We start from the raw sequence: 16,626 nt of genomic DNA, 5'->3' as shown, positions 1-16,626 counted from the left end.
GCTGACCGGCGCATCCGTAACGGAGGTGCTGGCTCAACAACTTGTGCCCCAGGAGGGAATCGAACCCCCGACCGGCGGATTAGAAGGCCGCTGCTCTATCCCCTGAGCTACTGGGGCACGTGGCGCCACGACCATGGATCCGGCGCATCAAAAGTCTACATTGCCCCGACGTGCAGCAGCGTCAGCGTCGCCCGCTGCCGGTTACTTGTCCTCAACAAGGCAGTTTCGGGAAGGGTTGTGCACATACGCGAACTTGTCTCTCGCGACCCGGTGCTGTCCGCGCGAAGCTGGTTCTGCCGCTAAGGCGCTACCTTTCGAGACAGGACAAGATGATGACTGACTACCAAACATTCCGGGGCTTCGTTGCCACGGATATCAAGACCTCCACAACTCCGGGCGGCGTTGGCACCGCCTCGTTCCGCCTCGGTTCAACGGCGCGGCGTTTTGACCGTGCCACCAGTACCTGGGTGGACAGCCACACCAACTGGTTCAACGTCCAGGGCTACCGTCAGCTTGCCGGGAACATGGCCTGCAGTATCAAAAAGGGCCAGTGCGTCATCGTCGTTGGCCGGCTCAAGCTGCGCAGCTGGGAGAAAGACGGCCGGGTCTACCATTCGGCCGAAATCGATGCGGATTCCGTGGGTCACGACCTCAAGCGTGGTTCGGCCAACTACATCCGAACCAGCGATACCGGACTGCACCTCGTCTCAGACAACGGCGCGGCAGGGCAGGAGGCGTCAGCGGAAGGCGGCGGCGTCGGCCCCGCTGATCCTGACGACGACGGCGGAGACCCGGAAGAAGGAGAGCACACGGACGATGACGCTGCAGCGTTGGGAGTCTTCCACGAGGATGCAGACGGCAACCGCATTCCGGTGGACGCTGAAACAGGCGAGCTCGCCGGAGCCACCGTCTGAAAGTGCTGGCGCTGGATACCGCGCGGGACGCGGGCGGGCCCGGGGCCGGCAGTCCGCCCGCGCCGGCACCGTTCCGTCCCAGGCTTGGCCGCGTGGCAGAATGGCGGCATGAATCGCGCGACGGACACCCGGCAGGCAACCCCCATCACCAGCCGGGCCACCCGTTCCCGTCGGTTTGGGCCAGCTGCGGGTCGGGCGCCCGCGGCGCTCGCCGGAAGCCTCCTGATGGTTCTTGCGCTTGCGGCCTGCACCGGCGGCTCCGCAACGGCGACCGGCACTGGCGCTGCCACGCCCGGCGAAGTGGCAACCCCCTCGGGGCTGGCAACCACGGGCTCCACCCAGCCCGCCGCCACGTCCCCGGCGGAGGATCCGGCCATCGTGGCGATGAAACAGACTGTGACGGATGCGCTGGGGAAGCTGGCGGCGGGGACACCAAAGCCGGCCACAGCCCAGGTGACAGATGCCCTGACCGGCGCCGGGATTTCCCCGCCGGCGCTCGAAGTGTCGGCGAGCCGGACGCCTACCGGGCTGGAAGCTGATGCCATTGAGGCCGCTGTGTTGCAGGGCACCGACTGCGTGGTGGGACAGGTCCGCGACGGCAAGGTCACCGTTATCGTTCTGCCGGTCCTGGCCAGCGGCAAGTGTTTCGTGGGAGCGGCTGCCTGACGCCTCGAATGTGAGTTAAGCCCGCCAACCCACTAGATTTGGAACCATGGCGGAATTTATCTACACAATGACCAATGCCCGCAAGGCAGTTGGCGAAAAACTCATTCTTGACAACGTAAGCATGTCGTTCTTCCCGGGCGCCAAAATCGGTGTTGTTGGCCCGAACGGTGCCGGTAAGTCCACCATCCTGAAGATCATGGCCGGACTGGACATCCCCTCCAACGGTGAGGCCCGGCTCAGCCCCGGCTACACCGTGGGGATCCTGTTGCAGGAACCGCCACTGAACGAGGAAAAGACTGTCCTGGGCAACGTCCAGGAAGGCGTTGGCGAGATCTACGGCAAGATCCAGCGCTTCAACGAGATCTCCGAGGAAATGGCCAGCCCCGACGCTGACTTCGACGTCCTGCTCGAAGAAATGGGTCAGCTGCAGGAAGCCATTGACGCTGCTGAGGCCTGGGATCTCGACTCCCAGCTCGAGCAAGCCATGGACGCCCTCCGCTGCCCGCCCGCGGACGCCGACGTGACGCTGCTCTCCGGCGGTGAGCGCCGCCGCGTGGCCCTCTGCAAGCTCCTGCTCCAGAAGCCCGACCTCCTGCTCCTGGACGAGCCCACCAACCACCTCGACGCCGAGAGCGTACTGTGGCTGGAACAGCACCTCTCCAGCTACGCCGGCGCAGTCCTGGCCGTCACCCACGACCGGTACTTCCTCGACCACGTCGCGGAATGGATCGCCGAGGTTGACCGCGGCCACCTGTACCCCTACGAAGGCAACTACTCCACGTACCTGGAGAAGAAGCGGGCCCGCCTGGAAGTCCAGGGCAAAAAGGACGCCAAGCAGGCCAAGCGCCTCACCGAGGAACTCGAGTGGGTACGCTCCAACGCCAAGGGCCGCCAGACCAAGTCCAAGGCCCGTCTGGCCCGCTACGAGGAGATGGCTGCCGAGGCTGACCGCACGCGCAAGCTTGACTTCGAAGAGATCCAGATCCCGCCGGGCCCGCGCCTGGGCGGGCTGGTCCTGGAAGCCAGGAACCTGCAGAAGGGCTTCGACGACCGCACCCTGATCGACGGCCTGTCCTTCACGCTTCCCCGCAACGGCATCGTCGGCGTCATCGGCCCCAACGGCGTGGGCAAGTCCACGCTGTTCAAAACCATCATTGGCCTGGAGCCGCTCGACGGCGGCGAGCTGAAGATCGGCGATTCGGTCAAGATCTCCTACGCGGACCAGAGCCGCGGCGGCATCGACCCGAACAAGACCCTGTGGGAAGTTGTTTCGGACGGCCTCGATTACATCCAGGTGGGCCAGGTCGAAATGCCGTCCCGCGCCTACGTTGCCGCTTTCGGCTTCAAGGGTCCGGACCAGCAGAAGAAGGCCGGGGTGCTCTCCGGCGGTGAGCGCAACCGCCTCAACCTTGCACTGACGCTCAAACAGGGCGGTAACCTGCTGCTCCTTGACGAACCCACTAACGACCTCGACGTCGAAACCCTCAGCAGCCTTGAAAACGCGCTGCTGGAGTTCCCCGGCTGCGCCGTGGTGGTATCGCACGACCGCTGGTTCCTGGACCGGGTGGCCACACACATCCTGGCCTACGAAGGCGACGAGGAAAACCCCGCCAAGTGGTACTGGTTCGAGGGCAACTTCGAATCCTACGAGGAGAACAAGGTGGAACGGCTCGGACCCGATGCGGCCAAGCCGCACCGCGTGACGCACCGCCGCCTCACCCGCGACTGATCGCAAAGAAGGCCGGCACCCCGTCAGGGGTGCCGGCCTTTCTGCTGCCAGCCGGCTCAGTCAGCCGGCTCAGTCAGCCGGCTCGGTCAGCCCGCTCAGCCTCAGTTCCGCACGGCCTTGCGGATCTGGTGCTCCAGGACTTTGGACTGGAACGCGCCAACTACTTTGTTTTTCAGGTCGGTGGGAACCCGGACCATGCCCTCCTGCGCCACCGAGGCAACGTGCTGCCCGGCCCGGTTGAAAATTTTGCCCGTTGCGAGGCCGCGGGCTCCCTGGGCGCTGGGGGATTCCTGGACGTAGAGCAGCCATTCGTCCACCCGGGCGGGACGGTGCCACCACATGGCGTGGTCGAGGCTGGCGACACTCATGCCGGGCGTGATCCAGCTCAGCCCGTGGCGGCGCAGGATGGATTCCAGCAGCGTGTAGTCGCTTGCATAGGCCAGGGCGGCCCGGTGCAGGTTTGAATCTTCGGGCATGGGCCCGAACGTCTTCATCCAGACGGCGTTCCGGGCCTCCTTCTTGCCTTTGGCCGAAACGTAGAGCGGCGGGTCGACGTGCCTGATGTCAAAGGGCCGCTCGTAAGCCCAGTGCTGGGCGATGGGGTGGTCGAACTTGCCCAGCAGGTCGGCCGTGCTGGGCAGCGACTCAGGATCGGGAATGCCGGCGGGCATCTTGGATTCGTGGTTGAGGCCTTCGTCCAGGTCCTGGAAAGACGCGATCATCGAAAGGATGGGCACCCCTTCCTGGTAGGCATGGACACGCCGCGCCGAAAAGGACCGGCCGTCACGCAGGCGCTGGACACCGAACGTGATGGGCTTGTTGGCGTCGCCGGGCCGGAGGAAATAGCCATGCATGGAATGGACAAACCGTTCCGGGTCCACCGTCCTCATGGAAGCGACCAACGACTGGGCCAGCACCTGGCCGCCGAACACACGCTGCCGGGGCTGCTGCTGCGATGGGCCAAGGAAGATGTCCTCATCCGTCCGGGCGCCCTCAAGCTCACCAAGGTCAAGGAGCTGGATGAGCGTTTCGGTGGGGTCGCCGCTGGGTGGCGCCAGCAGTCCGGTTTCGGCTTCAGTCATGGATCGACTCTAGACGCCGCCCCGCCGCTGCTCAACCAAGCTTCAGCCGGTAGTGTTCTTAATGTGTCTGACCTACTTACGAAGTCCTTCCGGTTCGCCGACCCGCGTGATCTCGCGGATCTGCGAACATTCACCACCCGTGCCAAGACGGTCGACGACGGCGCCATCCGGCTTCAGGCCGCAGGTTCCGTCCTCGCGGCCTACGTGTGCATTCTGCGGCCTCGCCTGCTGGGCGAATCCACCCCCACCATCCTGGGCCTGCGCACCATGGCGCTGGCGGAACCTTCCGCGATTGACGTGACCGTACCGCTCTCAGCCGTCCTTGACCGGCTTGCCAGGGCAGGGGAGGACGACGTCGAGCTGCCGGTTCCGCCATCCACAGTCACCGAATCGTGGACAGGCGTCGGCGCACCGCGCACCGGCTGGGAACTGGTGGGTGCGTTGTCGGATGCCGAACTCCGGCGCGCGGCCGAAGCCGGCATCACCGAAGTGGCGGGCATCATGCCCGCCCAGCCGGGGGCGCTGATCGTCAACAACGCCCGCGCCGCTGTGTGGGGCCGTGCCCTTGATGACTCCGGCCTTCCGGCAGGAGCCGCCTTCGCGGCCCTCACCCTGGGATTCCTCGCAGACGCGGACCAGAAGCTGTACCGGGCGGGCCGTTGGTTCCGCCTCAGTGGTCCACGCGGCCACGTCCTGGCACGGACCGGCAGCGGCCTCTAGTACCCGGCCAGCCGCCGTCGTACGCGCCCATGCGCTAAGCCCGAAGGCCGCGTCAGGCCTCCGACGGGCTGTTCACCATGGACAGCGCGGCACGGTCCATGTAGTCCCACAGCGTTCCCTCGTACAAGGGAGGCAGTTCCAGGGCGTCGACGGCCGTCCGCATGTGGAACAGCCAGCGGTCCTTTGCTTCCGGCGTGACCCGGAACGGTATGTGGCGCATCCGCAGGCGAGGGTGGCCGCGTTCCTCGCCGTACGTGGTGGGGCCGCCCCAGTACTGCTCCAGGAACATCAGGAACCGCCGTTTGGCCGGTTCGAGGTCCTCCTCCGGGTACATCGGGCGCAACAGCGGATCCGTTGCGACGCCGTCGTAAAAGACATCGATCAGCTTGACGAACGTCTCGTGTCCGCCCACGGCATCGTAGAAGTTCTCCGTGTAGCCGGGCTGGCTGAAGGGATCGTTCTGCATGAGCTGGCGTGGCTGCTGCGGCTCGGCGGGTGTGGTCATGTCTCTATTCTCCGGCCTTTTGCTCTGTCTTTTTCGCCTCGGTGGCGGGCGCACTCAGGGCAGTGTCCGGCTCGGCCGCAGGGGAGTCCGGCACCGGAACGTAGTTGCCCTGCGAACGGTTGCCGACGCGAAGGATCTCGCCATTGCGGAGGTACCAGATGGCGCCGTCCTCCGAGCGGACCCGGGTGATGCGCAGCCCCATGGACTCCACCACACCCACTACTTCGCTGGTTTCGATGACGTCGCCGATCCCGTACTGGTCCTCGATGGTGATGAAGATGCCGGCGAGGAAGTCGCGGATCAGCTGCTGGGCGCCAAAACCGATGGCGATACCCAGGATTCCCACGCTGGTCAGCAGCGGGGCGATGTTGATGTCCAGGTTCTGCAGCACATACATGATGGTGATCACGGCCACCAGTACGCCCACGATGCTGTTGAGCAGGGAACCGATGGTTTCCGCCCGCTGCACGCGGCGTTCATGGTCCAGTGCCCGCAGCGCCGGGGCGACCCACTTGAAATGTGGTTTCTTGAAGAAGTTGGTACCCGCAGCCACGCGTTTGGTGATCCGCGAAATCACGAACGTCGCCACCAACCAAACGGCGATTCCGACGCCAAGGCTGATCGCGATGCCTGTGATGCTGACGCCGTTGGGCTGCGAGGTGAGGGGCGGGGGTGTAAGCGACATCGTGCTGAACATAGAGGCAAAACTCCTTGGGGGGTCACCGGCGGCGGCCGGGGGATGACGTCGGCCCATGCACAGGTTCGCCCGCGGCATAAGGCTCTATTCTCTTTCAACCCTAGCGCCGTAGCGTGGCCCCATGCGCATCCTCATTCTGGGCGGAACCGCCTTTCTCTCGTCTGAAATCGCCCGGCAGGCCGTTTCCGCAGGTCACACAGTCACGTGCCTTGCCCGCGGATCCGCGACGGAACCGCCAGCCGGTGTCCGGTGGGTAAAAGCGGACCGTTCACTCGGCGCGAACAGCTACGCACAGGTGGCAGGGGAGTGGGATGCGGTCATTGATGTGGCCCGCGATCCTGTCCTGGCCAAGGGGGCGCTGGCCGCCCTGGCCCACCGGGCTGCCCACTGGACGTTTGTGTCCAGCTGCTCCGTCTACGCAGACCCTTCGACGCCGGGAGCGGCTGAGGACGCTGACCTGCTGGCACCGCTGCCAGCCGGCACGGACTCCACCCCGGAGAACTATGGGGAATCCAAGTCAGCGATTGAACAGGCAACCCTGGAAGCTGTGGGCGACAGGGCGCACCTCTGCCGCGCCGGCCTGATCGGCGGCCCCGGCGATGGAACGGACCGGTACGGCTACTGGCCTGCAAGGTTTGCCCGGGACAACGCCCCGGCCGTGGTCCCGGCCATCGCCGGCCACGCCACCCAGGTCATTGATGTGCGGGACCTCGCGGCCTGGGTCCTCGATGCCGCCCAGCGCGGGGTGACGGGGCCGCTGAACGCAGTGGGGGAGCACGTTCCCTTTGGCGAGTACATCGAGGCGGCCAAAACAGTGGCTGGGTACCAAGGCGAGGCCCTCGATGCCCCGGAGGAGTGGCTCCTGGAACAGGGGATCGACTACTGGGCCGGACCGGATTCCCTCCCGCTGTGGCTGCCGCCCGGCCACGAAGGGTTCTGCAACCGCAGCAACACCGCCGCCAAGGCCGCCGGGATGGCCATAAGACGCTGGCAGGAAACGCTGGCGGCCACCCTGGAGGACGAACGCCGCCGCGGCCTGGAACGCCCCCGCAAGGCAGGGCTCACGCCCGCCACCGAAGCCCGGCTGGCCCAAGAACTACTGGCTGGTGAAGTGCTGACCGGGCGGTGAACTCCTCTCAGGCCACCACGGTCACGGGCGAATGATGCACGGGGAAGTTGACGCTCCGGGCGATGAAACAGACCGCGTTGGCTTCGCGGTGAAGCTGTTCCGCCAGATCCACATGGGCCGCGTCCGCCACCGTCACCCTCGGGTTCAGCGTGACGGACTCGAACTGTCCACTGCCGTCGCGGTTCAGCCGCATCACACCGGTGGCGTCGTCCTGATAGTCGGTCACCACCACCCCGTGCTTCACCGCCACATGCAGGAACGACAGCATGTGGCACTGCGCCAGCGCCGCCAGGAGCAGCTGCTCCGGGTTGTACCGGTCACGGTCCCCATGGAACGTCGGATCGGCGGAACCGGGCAGGACCGGCAGCCCTGGGATCCGGATGTCGTGGTCCCGTGAGTAGCCCCGGTACGACGACGTGCCGTCGCCCAGGTTGCCGGTCCACTGCACGGTCAGGGAATAGTGGTGCTCGCCCAGGCCCATGGCGCCGGACTAGGCTTCGCCCGGCAGCACGTCGGCCGCGCGTGCCCGTAGCGCCCGGGCCACGCCGTCCCGGTTTTCCAGCATCATGCGGCGCAGGGCGCTGCTGTCGGCCGGAAGACCGGCGAGGAAAGCATCCGTCCGGTCCACGGTTGCCTGCATGGTCAGCAGTGCCGGATAAAGCCCGACGACGATCTGCTGGGCGAGTGCGTGCGTGCGGTTTGCCACGATCCCGGGAACAGCCTCGAAGTACTTTTCCGCATACGGCTCGAGCAGCGAGCGGTCCAGCACCCGCATAAAGCCTGTCACGGCTGAACCCTGCAGCGCATTGGAGAGTTCGCCCGTGACCACCACCGAGTCCCACGCGGCGGCCTTGGCTTCGGCGGTGGGGATGGCGGCCGTGGCCAGCGCCGCGGCGTTCTGTCCGCTGGCAGTGTTGTCGCGCTCCAGTTCGGCGTCGATCTGTGCCTGGCCCCGCCGGCCACCGGCCACCAGGGACGCCAGCAGCTCCCAGCGGAGGTCCTGGTCCACGGCCAGCCCCTCCAGGGTGGCCGTGCCGTCCAGCAGTCCGGCAACGGTGTCCAGCTGGCCCGGGCTGCCGGCCAGCAGGGCAAACGACTTCACAAACTGCAGCTGCGCGTCGGACCCGCCGGGCGCTGCGCTGGCCAGGTCCCAGAGTGTGTCCACGGCGGTGACAGTAGTGGCCTCGCGGTGCTCCTCGGCCACATAGAAGTTGAGAGTCGTGGCCAGCTGGCGCAGCTGGACCAGGATCACCGAAGAATCCGATTCCGCGGCCACGTTGGCCAGGATCAGCTCCACATACCGGCGCGCCGGGGACTCGCCGTCGCGGGCAGCGTCCCAGGCGGAGTTCCACACCAGGGTGCGCGGCAGGCTCTCGCTGAAGTCCTTCAGGTGCGCCGTTGCCGTGGCGAGGGACTTCTCGTCCAGCCGGACCTTGGCGTAGGCGAGGTCGTCGTCGTTGACCAGGATCAGGTCCGGCTGCGTCAGGCCTGCCAGCTCCGGCACCTCGGTGCGCTCGCCGTCTACGTCGAGCTCCTCGCGGTGCACGCGCTCCAGCTTGCCCGCGCTGTTCAGGTTGTAGAACCCGACGGCGAGCCGGTGCGGACGGATGGTGGGCCACTCCTCGACGGCGGACTGCACGATGGTGAAGGATGTCAGCGTCCCGGAGCCGTCCACGGAGAGCTCCGGCTTGAGCGTATTGACGCCGGCAGTCTCCAGCCAGAGGCGGCCCCACTGGTCCAGGTCGCGGCCGCTGGCCTTCTCCAGCTCCACCATGAGGTCACTCAGCTCGGTGTTCTGCCAGGCGTGCTTCGCGAAATACTCCCGGACCCCGGCCATGAACTGCTCCGGCCCCACCCAGGCCACCAGCTGGCGCAGGACCGAGGCGCCCTTGGCGTAGGTGATGCCGTCGAAGTTGACCTCCACGTCCTGGAGGTCGTTGATGTCGGCGAAGATCGGGTGAGTAGTGGGCAACTGGTCCTGGCGGTAGGCCCAGGACTTCTCCACCGAGGCGAAAGTTGTCCACGCGCTGGTGAAGGACGTGTTTTCCACGGCTGCGAGGTGGGACATGTATTCGGCGAAGGATTCGTTGAGCCAGAGGTCGTTCCACCAGCGCATCGTCACCAGGTCGCCGAACCACATGTGCGCGAGTTCGTGCAGCACGGTGATGGCCCGACGCTCGATCTGCGCCCCGGTCACCTTGCTCCGGAATACGTAGCCTTCGAGGATGGTCACCGCGCCGGCATTCTCCATGGCGCCGGCGTTGAACTCGGGCACAAAGAGCTGGTCGTACTTCTCGAACGGGTACGGGAAGCCGAACTGCGCCTCGAAGAATTCGAAGCCCTGACGGGTCAGCTCGAAGATGTTGTCCGCGTCGAGATACTGCATCAGGGACTTCCGGGCAAAAACTCCCAGCGGGATCACGCGGCCGTCGGAACTGGCCACTTCGCTGCGGACCGACTGGTACGGGCCGGCGATCAGGGCGGTGACGTAGGAGGACAGCCGTGGTGTGGGGGCGAACGTCCAGACCGAGCGGGCGCCGCCGTCGTCCCCTGGTGTGGCTTCCACCGGGCCGGGGGTGGGGGAGTTGGAGATGACATCCCAGTGCGACGGCGCCGTGACCGTGAATCTGAAGGTGCCCTTGAGGTCGGGCTGCTCAAACACCGCGAACATCCGGCGCGAATCGGGAACCTCAAACTGCGTGTACAGGTACACCTCGTGGTCCACCGGATCCACAAAGCGGTGCAGGCCTTCGCCGGTGTTCATGTACGGCGCGTCGGCTACCACCGTGAGCTCGTTGGCCGCGGCCAGGTCCGGCAACTGGATCCGGATACCGTCGGACACTGCCGCAGGATCCAGGGCGTGCCCATTGAGCGTGATGCTGTGCACGGCATGCGTTACGGCGTCGATGAAAGTGGTGGAACCCGGCACTGCCGTGAACTTCACGGTGGTGGTGGTCCCGAAGACCTTCTCGCCTCTGGTCAGGTCGAGGATGACATCGTAGGAATCAACGTTGATGAGTGCGGCACGCTCGCGGGCTTCGGTGCGAGTCAGGTTCATACCTGGCAAGTGGGGCCTCCAGAAGGGGTTGCGGTTGCCGGCGGGCGGTGGCCTGCACCGGCACAGTGAAGTCATTCTGTCACGGCGTCCGGCGGGAGTAGCGTTAATGCATGGGAAAGTTCCGGGATTCGGTGGATACCAAGGCACTGCGCTTCGCCGTCGGCTTTCCCATGGTCCTGGCGGCGGCTTTTGTGTTCTGCGCCTTCTTGCTGCGTCCCGATCTTCCGGACCCCGTAGCCATCAGCTGGACGGCCGACGGCGGCGCCTCCTTTGCCCCGTTCGGCGCCTATGCAGGCGGCGGCGCGCTGCTCATCATCGCCTCAGGCTGGCTGGTGATGTTCCAGGCGGCACCGCTGTCCCGGCCCGCTGTGATGCGCCGGATCATGATGGGGACGGGACTGTTCCTGAGCCTGTTCATCACCAGCGTCCTGGCGGCCGGGCTGGTGGGGCAGGCCGGCCTCGCGGACGCCCGGGAGTCCCGGGTGGATCTCACGGTCCTCGCATTGGGCAGCGGGGCGGCGTTGTCGCTGGGTGTCATCATGGGCTTCGTGTTCAAGGCCGACCGGCAGTGGTCGCTTGACGATGACCGGGCCCTGGAGCGTGCCCTCGCCCGCGAGCTTGACCCGGAGCTTGCGGGGGACACGTTCCGGATGTGGGTGCACGCCCGCAGCTCGGTCTTTGTGATGATCGCGGTGGCAAGCCTCTTCCCGGCCGCGCTGATCGCTGTGGCGCTGCCCTGGCTCGGGGCCCTGGTGGCTGCCCTCGCTGTGGTGGGCGCTGCTTTCCTCTGCGCCCGCGTCAAGGCCGATCGCCGCGGCCTGCGTGTCCTGGTGGCCGGAGTGCTGCCGGTCATGGATGTGCCGGCGGCCGCGATCTCCACAGCAAGTGCCGCGGACGTCCGCGCCGCCGACTACGGCGGGTGGGGCTACCGCAACCACAGCGGCACCGCCGCGATGCTGGTCAGCAGCGGACCCGCCGTCGTCGTGCATCAAACCGATGGGCGCAACCTTGCGGTCAGCGGCGGCAGTCCGGCATCCGCGGCCCGGCTGGCGGAAGTCCTGACCCGGGTGGCTGCCAGGGCGCACGGGGGCACCCCCGGCGAACGCGCGCCGGAGCCTGAGTCCTAGTAACCTTGTCCCTGATGATCTGACCCTGGCCCGAACCAGTGCTGCTGGCCCCCCGGCGCCGAAACGAACGGATACTGCTGTGACTTCTTCCCCTGCCTTCCCGCGGGTACACATCGCCACCGACCACGCAGGCATGGAACTCAGCGCCCACCTGGTAAGCCACCTCATGGCCAAGGGCTACGACGTGGTGGACCACGGACCCAAGGAATACGACGCCCTGGACGACTACCCGTCCTTCTGCATCAACGCAGCGCTCGCCGTCGTCGCTGACCAGCAGGCAGGAGTCCACGCCCTGGGCATCGTCCTGGGCGGCTCGGGCAACGGTGAGCAGATCGCCGCCAACAAGGTCAAGGGGGTCCGCGCAGCCCTCGCCTGGAACCACTCCACCGCAACTTTGGCACGCGAACACAACGACGCCAACGTGGTGGCCGTGGGCGGCCGCCAGCACACCGTCGAGGAAGCAACCGAACTGATCGAGGCGTTCCTGACTGAGCCCTTCAGCAACGACGAAAGGCACGTCCGCCGCATCGGCAAGATCGCGGCTTACGAAACCACCGGCGAGGTCATCGAGTAGTGCCCGAAGGGCACTCCGTCCGCCGCCTGGCGCAACAGTTCGCGGACGTTTTTACCGGGGAGCCGCTGTCCGTCAGCAGCCCCCAGGGCCGGTTCGTTGCCGGCGCAGCCCTGCTGGACGGCCAGGTCCTGACGGATTCCCGCGCCCACGGCAAGCACCTCTTCCTGCACTTTGACCACGCCGTGGTGCTGCACGTCCACCTGGGGCTCTACGGGGCCTGGGACTTCGGCGGCGACGCGACCTTCCGCGGGGCCTCCAGCATCGGCGCCCCGCGGAAGATCGGGGAGCGCGAGGTTTTCGAGGACCCCGAAATTACCCACGACGCCGGGATGGTTGAGTACGCGGGACCTCCCGAGCCCCGCGGCGCCGTACGTGTCCGGCTGGTCAGCAAGCATGGCTGGGCGGACCTCCGCGGTGCCACCACCTGTGCGGCCATCACCGAGGCAGAAGCCCGGGCCGTCCTGGCCCGGCTGGGGCCGGATCCGCTGCACAACCATCCCGCGGACAGGACCCGGTTTGTGACGGGCCTTTTGTCCCGCAAGACGTCTATCGCCGCGCTGCTGATGGACCAGAAGGTGATTGCCGGCGTCGGGAATGTCTACCGGGCCGAAGTGCTGTTCCGGCAGCGGCTGGATCCGTGGCTGCCGGGTACCGGACTCTCCAGCGGCGCCGCCGGTCTGTTGTGGGACGACACAGCCGCAGTAATGGCCGACGGCGTCCGCGACGGGCGGATCATCACCACACCGCCGGTGTATTGGGAGCCGGATAACCCGGAACCAGGGGCGCTCCTGCCCACGGGCGGCGACGCCCACTTTGTGTACAAGCGCGAAGGGCAGCCCTGCCGGGTCTGCGCCGTGCCGGTGGCCATCACTGAAATGGTGGGCCGCAAGCTCTACTGGTGCCCCGGCTGCCAGCAGTAGCCGACCCCAGCCGGCCAAACAAAAAAGCAGGGCCCCTCAGCTGAGGGGCCCTGCTTTTGTGGAGGGGACGACGGGAATCGAACCCGCATCATCAGTTTGGAAGACTGAGGCTTTACCACTAAGCTACGTCCCCGGAAAAATGCGGCTCAGCTGTTGCATCGGGCTGCGCTGCGTTTCTTCGGGCTGGCTGTTGAAGCCGGATACAACTAAACCTAATTCATGCCCCACGTGTCAAATGTGCAAAGAACGCCCGGATGAACGTAGACTTGTCTGTGCACTTACGGGGTGTAGCTCAGCTTGGCTAGAGCACCTGCTTTGGGAGCAGGAAGTCGCAGGTTCAAATCCTGTCACCCCGACTCTGCGGCTCGGTCCGTGCAAGCGGCCCGGGCAGAAAAATGCGTTTGCAGAAACCCATCCCACAAACCCAGGAGTACTTAGACCGTGAAGAGCGCTGTCGAGAACCTCACCCCCACGCGGGTCAAGCTCAATGTTGAGGTCCCTTTTGAGGAATTGAAGCCCAGCATCGACGAGGCATACAAGACTGTTGCTTCGCAGATCCAGGTCCCTGGCTTCCGTAAGGGCAAGGTCCCGTCCAAGCTGATCGACCAGCGCGTTGGCCGCGGCTACGTCCTGGAGACGGCCATCAACGAAGGCCTCAACGGCTGGTACCAGGCTGCAGTCCAGGAATCCGGCATTCGCCCCCTGAGCCGTCCCGAGGTTGAGATCACCGAAGTTCCGGACCCCACCTCCACGGACGGGGAACTGAAGTTCCACGCCGAGGTCGATATCCGTCCGGAGATCGAACTCCCGGACTACGCCGGCATCGAGGTCGAGGTAGCCGCAGCGGAATCCTCCGACGAAGACGTTGACAAGGCCCTGGACGAACTGCGCGGCCGCTTCGGCACGCTGAAGTCCGTGGACCGCCCGGCCGCCGATGGCGACTTCCTGACCATCGACATCACCGCCACCATTGACGGCGCCGACGTTGATTCCGCGTCCGGCCTGTCCTACCAGGTGGGCACGGAAACCATGCTCGAGGGCCTGGACGAGGCCGTGACCGGCCTCAGCGTTGACGAGGACGCCATCTTCGAAACCACCCTGGTGGGCGGTGACCACGCCGGTGAGTCCGCCCAGGTGAAGGTTGTTGTCAAGGCCGTCAAGGAGCGCGAGCTTCCCGAGGCCGACGACGACTTCGCCCAGCTGGCCTCCGAGTTCGACACGCTTGCCGAACTCCGCGAGGACCTGGCCAAGCAGGCCGCCGACTCCAAGGTTGTTGAGCAGGGCGTAGAGGCCCGCGACAAGGTCCTGGACAAGCTCGTTGAGCTCATTGCGGTTCCGGTTCCGGACTCCGTGGTCGACGAGCAGGTCGACGCGCACTTCAAGGAGGGCAACGGCCACGGTGAAGGCGAACACGACACCGAGGAGCACCGCGAAGAGGTCAAGGCCAACACCGCCCGCGCCTTCCAGAACGAAGTCATCCTTGACGCCATTGCCGAAAAGGAAGAAGTCAACGTCAGCCAGGCTGAGCTGATCGACTACATCGTCAGCGCCGCCAGCCAGTACGGCATGGACCCGAACCAGTTCGCCCAGATCATCGATCAGAGCGGCCAGGTTCCCATGATGGTTTCCGAGGTCCGCCGCCGGAAGGCCTTGGCTGTTGTCCTGGGCCAGGCCACCGTGACCGACACCGACGGCAAGACCGTTGACCTCAGCGACTTCGTCCGCCCCGGCGGCGAAGAAGAGGCTCCCGCCGTTGAGGCTGAGGCTGCTGAAGACACCAACGCCGAGACCGAGGCCACCCCGAGTGACGACCCGGCAGCCGTGAAGTTCTAGCACGCCCCTGGCAGTGCGACTGAAGGCAGCCCCCGGACCTATTGGTCCGGGGGCTGCCTTGGTTAACGGGCAGTCGCAGGGATCGTGCGCCGTCAGCGAACAGCGCGATTCCCGCGAACAAATCGGCCACCAAACCGGTTAGTGTCCAAGTAGTGAAGTTCAGTGATGTCACCGTCACCAGCGAGAGGTAAGTACACATGTCACAGCACGCAGAGGCCCCCCGGATGGCGACTGTAGATCCGGCCGCCCAGGACAACTACATCTACAACCGCCTCCTGAAGGAGCGCATCATCTGGCTGGGCTCCGAGGTGCGTGACGACAACGCCAACGCCATCTGCTCGCAGCTGCTGCTCCTGTCCGCCGAGAACCCGGAAAAGGACATCTACCTCTACATCAACTCTCCCGGCGGCTCCGTGACCGCGGGCATGGCCATCTATGACACCATGCAGTTCATCCCGAACGACGTCGTCACCGTCGCCACCGGCCTGGCAGCCTCCATGGGCCAGTTCCTGCTCTCCTCCGGCACCAAGGGCAAGCGCTACGCTACCCCCAACGCCCGCGTCCTGATGCACCAGCCCTCCGGCGGCATCGGCGGCACGGCCTCGGACATTAAGATCCAGGCCGAGCTGATCCTGCACATGAAGAAGGTCATGGCCGAATTGACCGCGGACCAGACCGGCCAGTCCGTGGAAACCATCCTCAAGGACAACGACCGCGACAAGTGGTTCACCGCGCCTGAAGCCCTCGAATACGGCTTCTTCGACAAGATTGCGGCCCACGCCGGTTCCGTCTCCGGCGGCGGCGGCACCGCCAACGGCACCTCCGGCGAGTCAGCATCCGAGAAGTAACCCGGCACTTAGAACACTTAGATCAGGAGCAACAAAAATGACTTACAACTTCGGATCGACTGCCGGTAACCTTCCGACCAGCCGCTACGTCCTTCCCCAGTTCGAAGAGCGCACGCCTTACGGCTTCAAGCGCCAGGACCCCTACACCAAGCTGTTCGAGGACCGCATCATCTTCCTCGGCGTCCAGGTGGATGACGCCTCCGCTGATGACGTCATGGCCCAGCTGCTGGTCCTTGAGTCCACGGACCCGGACCGCGACATCACGCTGTACATCAACTCACCGGGTGGCTCGTTCACCGCCATGACGGCGATCTACGACACCATGCAGTACATCCGGCCCGAGATCCAGACCGTCTGCCTGGGCCAGGCAGCCAGCGCAGCCGCGGTCCTGCTCGCTGCAGGCACCCCCGGCAAGCGTTTGGCATTGCCCAACGCCCGTGTCCTGATCCACCAGCCAGCACTGTCCGGCGGCCAGGGCGGCCAGGCCTCGGACCTTGAGATCCAGGCGGCCGAAGTCATGCGGATGCGTTCCTGGCTCGAGGACACGCTGGCCCACCACTCGGGCCGGACCTCAGAGCAGGTCAACAACGACATCGAGCGCGACAAGATCCTGACCGCGGCCGACGCCCTGGATTACGGACTCATCGACCAGGTCCTTGATTCCCGCAAGATCAAGCCGCAGGCAATTACCAGGTAGTACGGCTCTTCGGCGGCCGGTGCGTCCCACATAATGTGGCCGCACCGGCCTTCGCTTTCCACCCTTGGACGCAATTGTGACCTAGAGTGGAAGATGTCACGGCCGGTCCTCCCAGGCCCGCCACGAT

The 16,626-nt window shown here is 65.7% G+C and carries 16 protein-coding genes and 3 tRNA genes; 12 read left to right on the top strand and 7 right to left on the bottom strand.

From position 1 onward, the window contains the following. Window positions 1-44: 44 nt before the first annotated feature. A tRNA-Arg gene (locus NIBR502772_RS15340) sits at window positions 45-117 on the bottom strand. Between the two features lie 215 nt (window positions 118-332). Between NIBR502772_RS15340 and NIBR502772_RS15335 the strand changes: the two genes are divergently transcribed. From NIBR502772_RS15335 to ettA, 3 genes are all read left to right on the top strand, one after another. Beyond that, window positions 333-914 carry a single-stranded DNA-binding protein gene (locus tag NIBR502772_RS15335; RefSeq protein WP_141140845.1) on the top strand — a complete coding sequence of 194 codons (582 nt, stop codon included), beginning with the start codon at window positions 333-335 and terminating at the stop codon, window positions 912-914. A 108-nt stretch (window positions 915-1,022) separates the two neighbouring features. Further along, the gene (locus NIBR502772_RS22845; protein WP_246848548.1) at window positions 1,023-1,580 is read left to right on the top strand and encodes a hypothetical protein; all 558 of its coding nucleotides are present in this window, start codon (window positions 1,023-1,025) and stop codon (window positions 1,578-1,580) included. 46 nt (window positions 1,581-1,626) lie between these two features. Continuing rightward, the gene (gene ettA / locus NIBR502772_RS15325) at window positions 1,627-3,309 is read left to right on the top strand and encodes an energy-dependent translational throttle protein EttA (RefSeq protein ID WP_058932192.1); all 1,683 of its coding nucleotides are present in this window, start codon (window positions 1,627-1,629) and stop codon (window positions 3,307-3,309) included. A gap of 101 nt (window positions 3,310-3,410) precedes the next feature. Here the strand turns inward: ettA and NIBR502772_RS15320 are convergent, their stop codons facing one another. Next, window positions 3,411-4,391, bottom strand: coding sequence for an acyl-CoA thioesterase II (locus NIBR502772_RS15320; RefSeq protein ID WP_141140844.1), 981 nt, complete (start codon window positions 4,389-4,391; stop codon window positions 3,411-3,413). Between the two features lie 63 nt (window positions 4,392-4,454). On the opposite strand from NIBR502772_RS15320, the gene NIBR502772_RS15315 reads away from it, so the two are divergent. Beyond that, on the top strand, window positions 4,455-5,111 hold the full coding sequence (locus NIBR502772_RS15315; protein WP_104060850.1) for a hypothetical protein: 657 nt from the start codon (window positions 4,455-4,457) through the stop codon (window positions 5,109-5,111). Window positions 5,112-5,163: 52 nt separating this feature from the next. Here NIBR502772_RS15315 and NIBR502772_RS15310 read toward each other — a convergent pair whose 3' ends face one another. Then, a complete protein-coding gene (locus NIBR502772_RS15310) occupies window positions 5,164-5,616 on the bottom strand; it encodes a globin (protein ID WP_141140843.1) in 453 nt (150 codons plus the stop codon). A 4-nt stretch (window positions 5,617-5,620) separates the two neighbouring features. Next, window positions 5,621-6,301, bottom strand: coding sequence for a mechanosensitive ion channel family protein (locus tag NIBR502772_RS15305; RefSeq protein WP_371706684.1), 681 nt, complete (start codon window positions 6,299-6,301; stop codon window positions 5,621-5,623). A 133-nt stretch (window positions 6,302-6,434) separates the two neighbouring features. Here NIBR502772_RS15305 and NIBR502772_RS15300 point away from each other — a divergent pair, with 133 nt between their 5' ends. Next, the gene (locus NIBR502772_RS15300) at window positions 6,435-7,442 is read left to right on the top strand and encodes an NAD-dependent epimerase/dehydratase family protein (RefSeq protein ID WP_141140841.1); all 1,008 of its coding nucleotides are present in this window, start codon (window positions 6,435-6,437) and stop codon (window positions 7,440-7,442) included. Between the two features lie 7 nt (window positions 7,443-7,449). On the opposite strand, the gene NIBR502772_RS15295 is transcribed toward NIBR502772_RS15300, so the two are convergent. After that, window positions 7,450-7,923: an OsmC family protein gene (locus NIBR502772_RS15295; RefSeq protein ID WP_104060846.1), complete on the bottom strand. Its 474-nt coding sequence runs from the start codon at window positions 7,921-7,923 to the stop codon at window positions 7,450-7,452. A gap of 9 nt (window positions 7,924-7,932) precedes the next feature. After that, window positions 7,933-10,500, bottom strand: coding sequence for an aminopeptidase N (gene pepN, locus NIBR502772_RS15290; protein ID WP_141140840.1), 2,568 nt, complete (start codon window positions 10,498-10,500; stop codon window positions 7,933-7,935). 110 nt (window positions 10,501-10,610) lie between these two features. Between pepN and NIBR502772_RS15285 the strand changes: the two genes are divergently transcribed. From NIBR502772_RS15285 to NIBR502772_RS15275, 3 genes are all read left to right on the top strand, one after another. Beyond that, complete coding sequence (locus tag NIBR502772_RS15285; RefSeq protein ID WP_141140839.1) at window positions 10,611-11,627, top strand: hypothetical protein; 1,017 nt, start codon at window positions 10,611-10,613, stop codon at window positions 11,625-11,627. Between the two features lie 79 nt (window positions 11,628-11,706). Continuing rightward, window positions 11,707-12,201, top strand: coding sequence for a ribose-5-phosphate isomerase (locus NIBR502772_RS15280; RefSeq protein ID WP_141140838.1), 495 nt, complete (start codon window positions 11,707-11,709; stop codon window positions 12,199-12,201). Next, window positions 12,201-13,121, top strand: a complete 921-nt coding sequence (locus NIBR502772_RS15275; protein ID WP_141140837.1) for an Fpg/Nei family DNA glycosylase — start codon at window positions 12,201-12,203, stop codon at window positions 13,119-13,121. Before NIBR502772_RS15280 ends, NIBR502772_RS15275 begins: the two co-directional genes overlap by 1 nt. Before the next feature lie 59 nt (window positions 13,122-13,180). Here NIBR502772_RS15275 and NIBR502772_RS15270 read toward each other — a convergent pair. Beyond that, window positions 13,181-13,254, bottom strand: a tRNA-Gly gene (locus NIBR502772_RS15270). A gap of 148 nt (window positions 13,255-13,402) precedes the next feature. Between NIBR502772_RS15270 and NIBR502772_RS15265 the strand changes: the two genes are divergently transcribed. From NIBR502772_RS15265 to NIBR502772_RS15250, 4 genes are all read left to right on the top strand, one after another. After that, window positions 13,403-13,477 (top strand) — tRNA-Pro (locus tag NIBR502772_RS15265). Window positions 13,478-13,562: 85 nt separating this feature from the next. Next, window positions 13,563-14,954 carry a trigger factor gene (gene tig, locus NIBR502772_RS15260; protein ID WP_104060841.1) on the top strand — a complete coding sequence of 464 codons (1,392 nt, stop codon included), beginning with the start codon at window positions 13,563-13,565 and terminating at the stop codon, window positions 14,952-14,954. Between the two features lie 224 nt (window positions 14,955-15,178). Continuing rightward, entirely contained in the window at window positions 15,179-15,802 is a 624-nt protein-coding gene (locus NIBR502772_RS15255; RefSeq protein ID WP_056340581.1) for an ATP-dependent Clp protease proteolytic subunit, read from the top strand. Between the two features lie 37 nt (window positions 15,803-15,839). Further along, window positions 15,840-16,499 (top strand): ATP-dependent Clp protease proteolytic subunit, encoded by a 660-nt coding sequence (locus tag NIBR502772_RS15250; RefSeq protein ID WP_141140836.1) that lies wholly within the window; start codon window positions 15,840-15,842, stop codon window positions 16,497-16,499. The last annotated feature ends 127 nt before the right edge of the window (window positions 16,500-16,626 follow it).

The organism is Pseudarthrobacter sp. NIBRBAC000502772 (assembly GCF_006517235.1).
Classification (GTDB): Bacteria; Actinomycetota; Actinomycetes; order Actinomycetales; family Micrococcaceae; genus Arthrobacter.
This window is presented reverse-complemented; position numbering and strand designations above follow the sequence as displayed.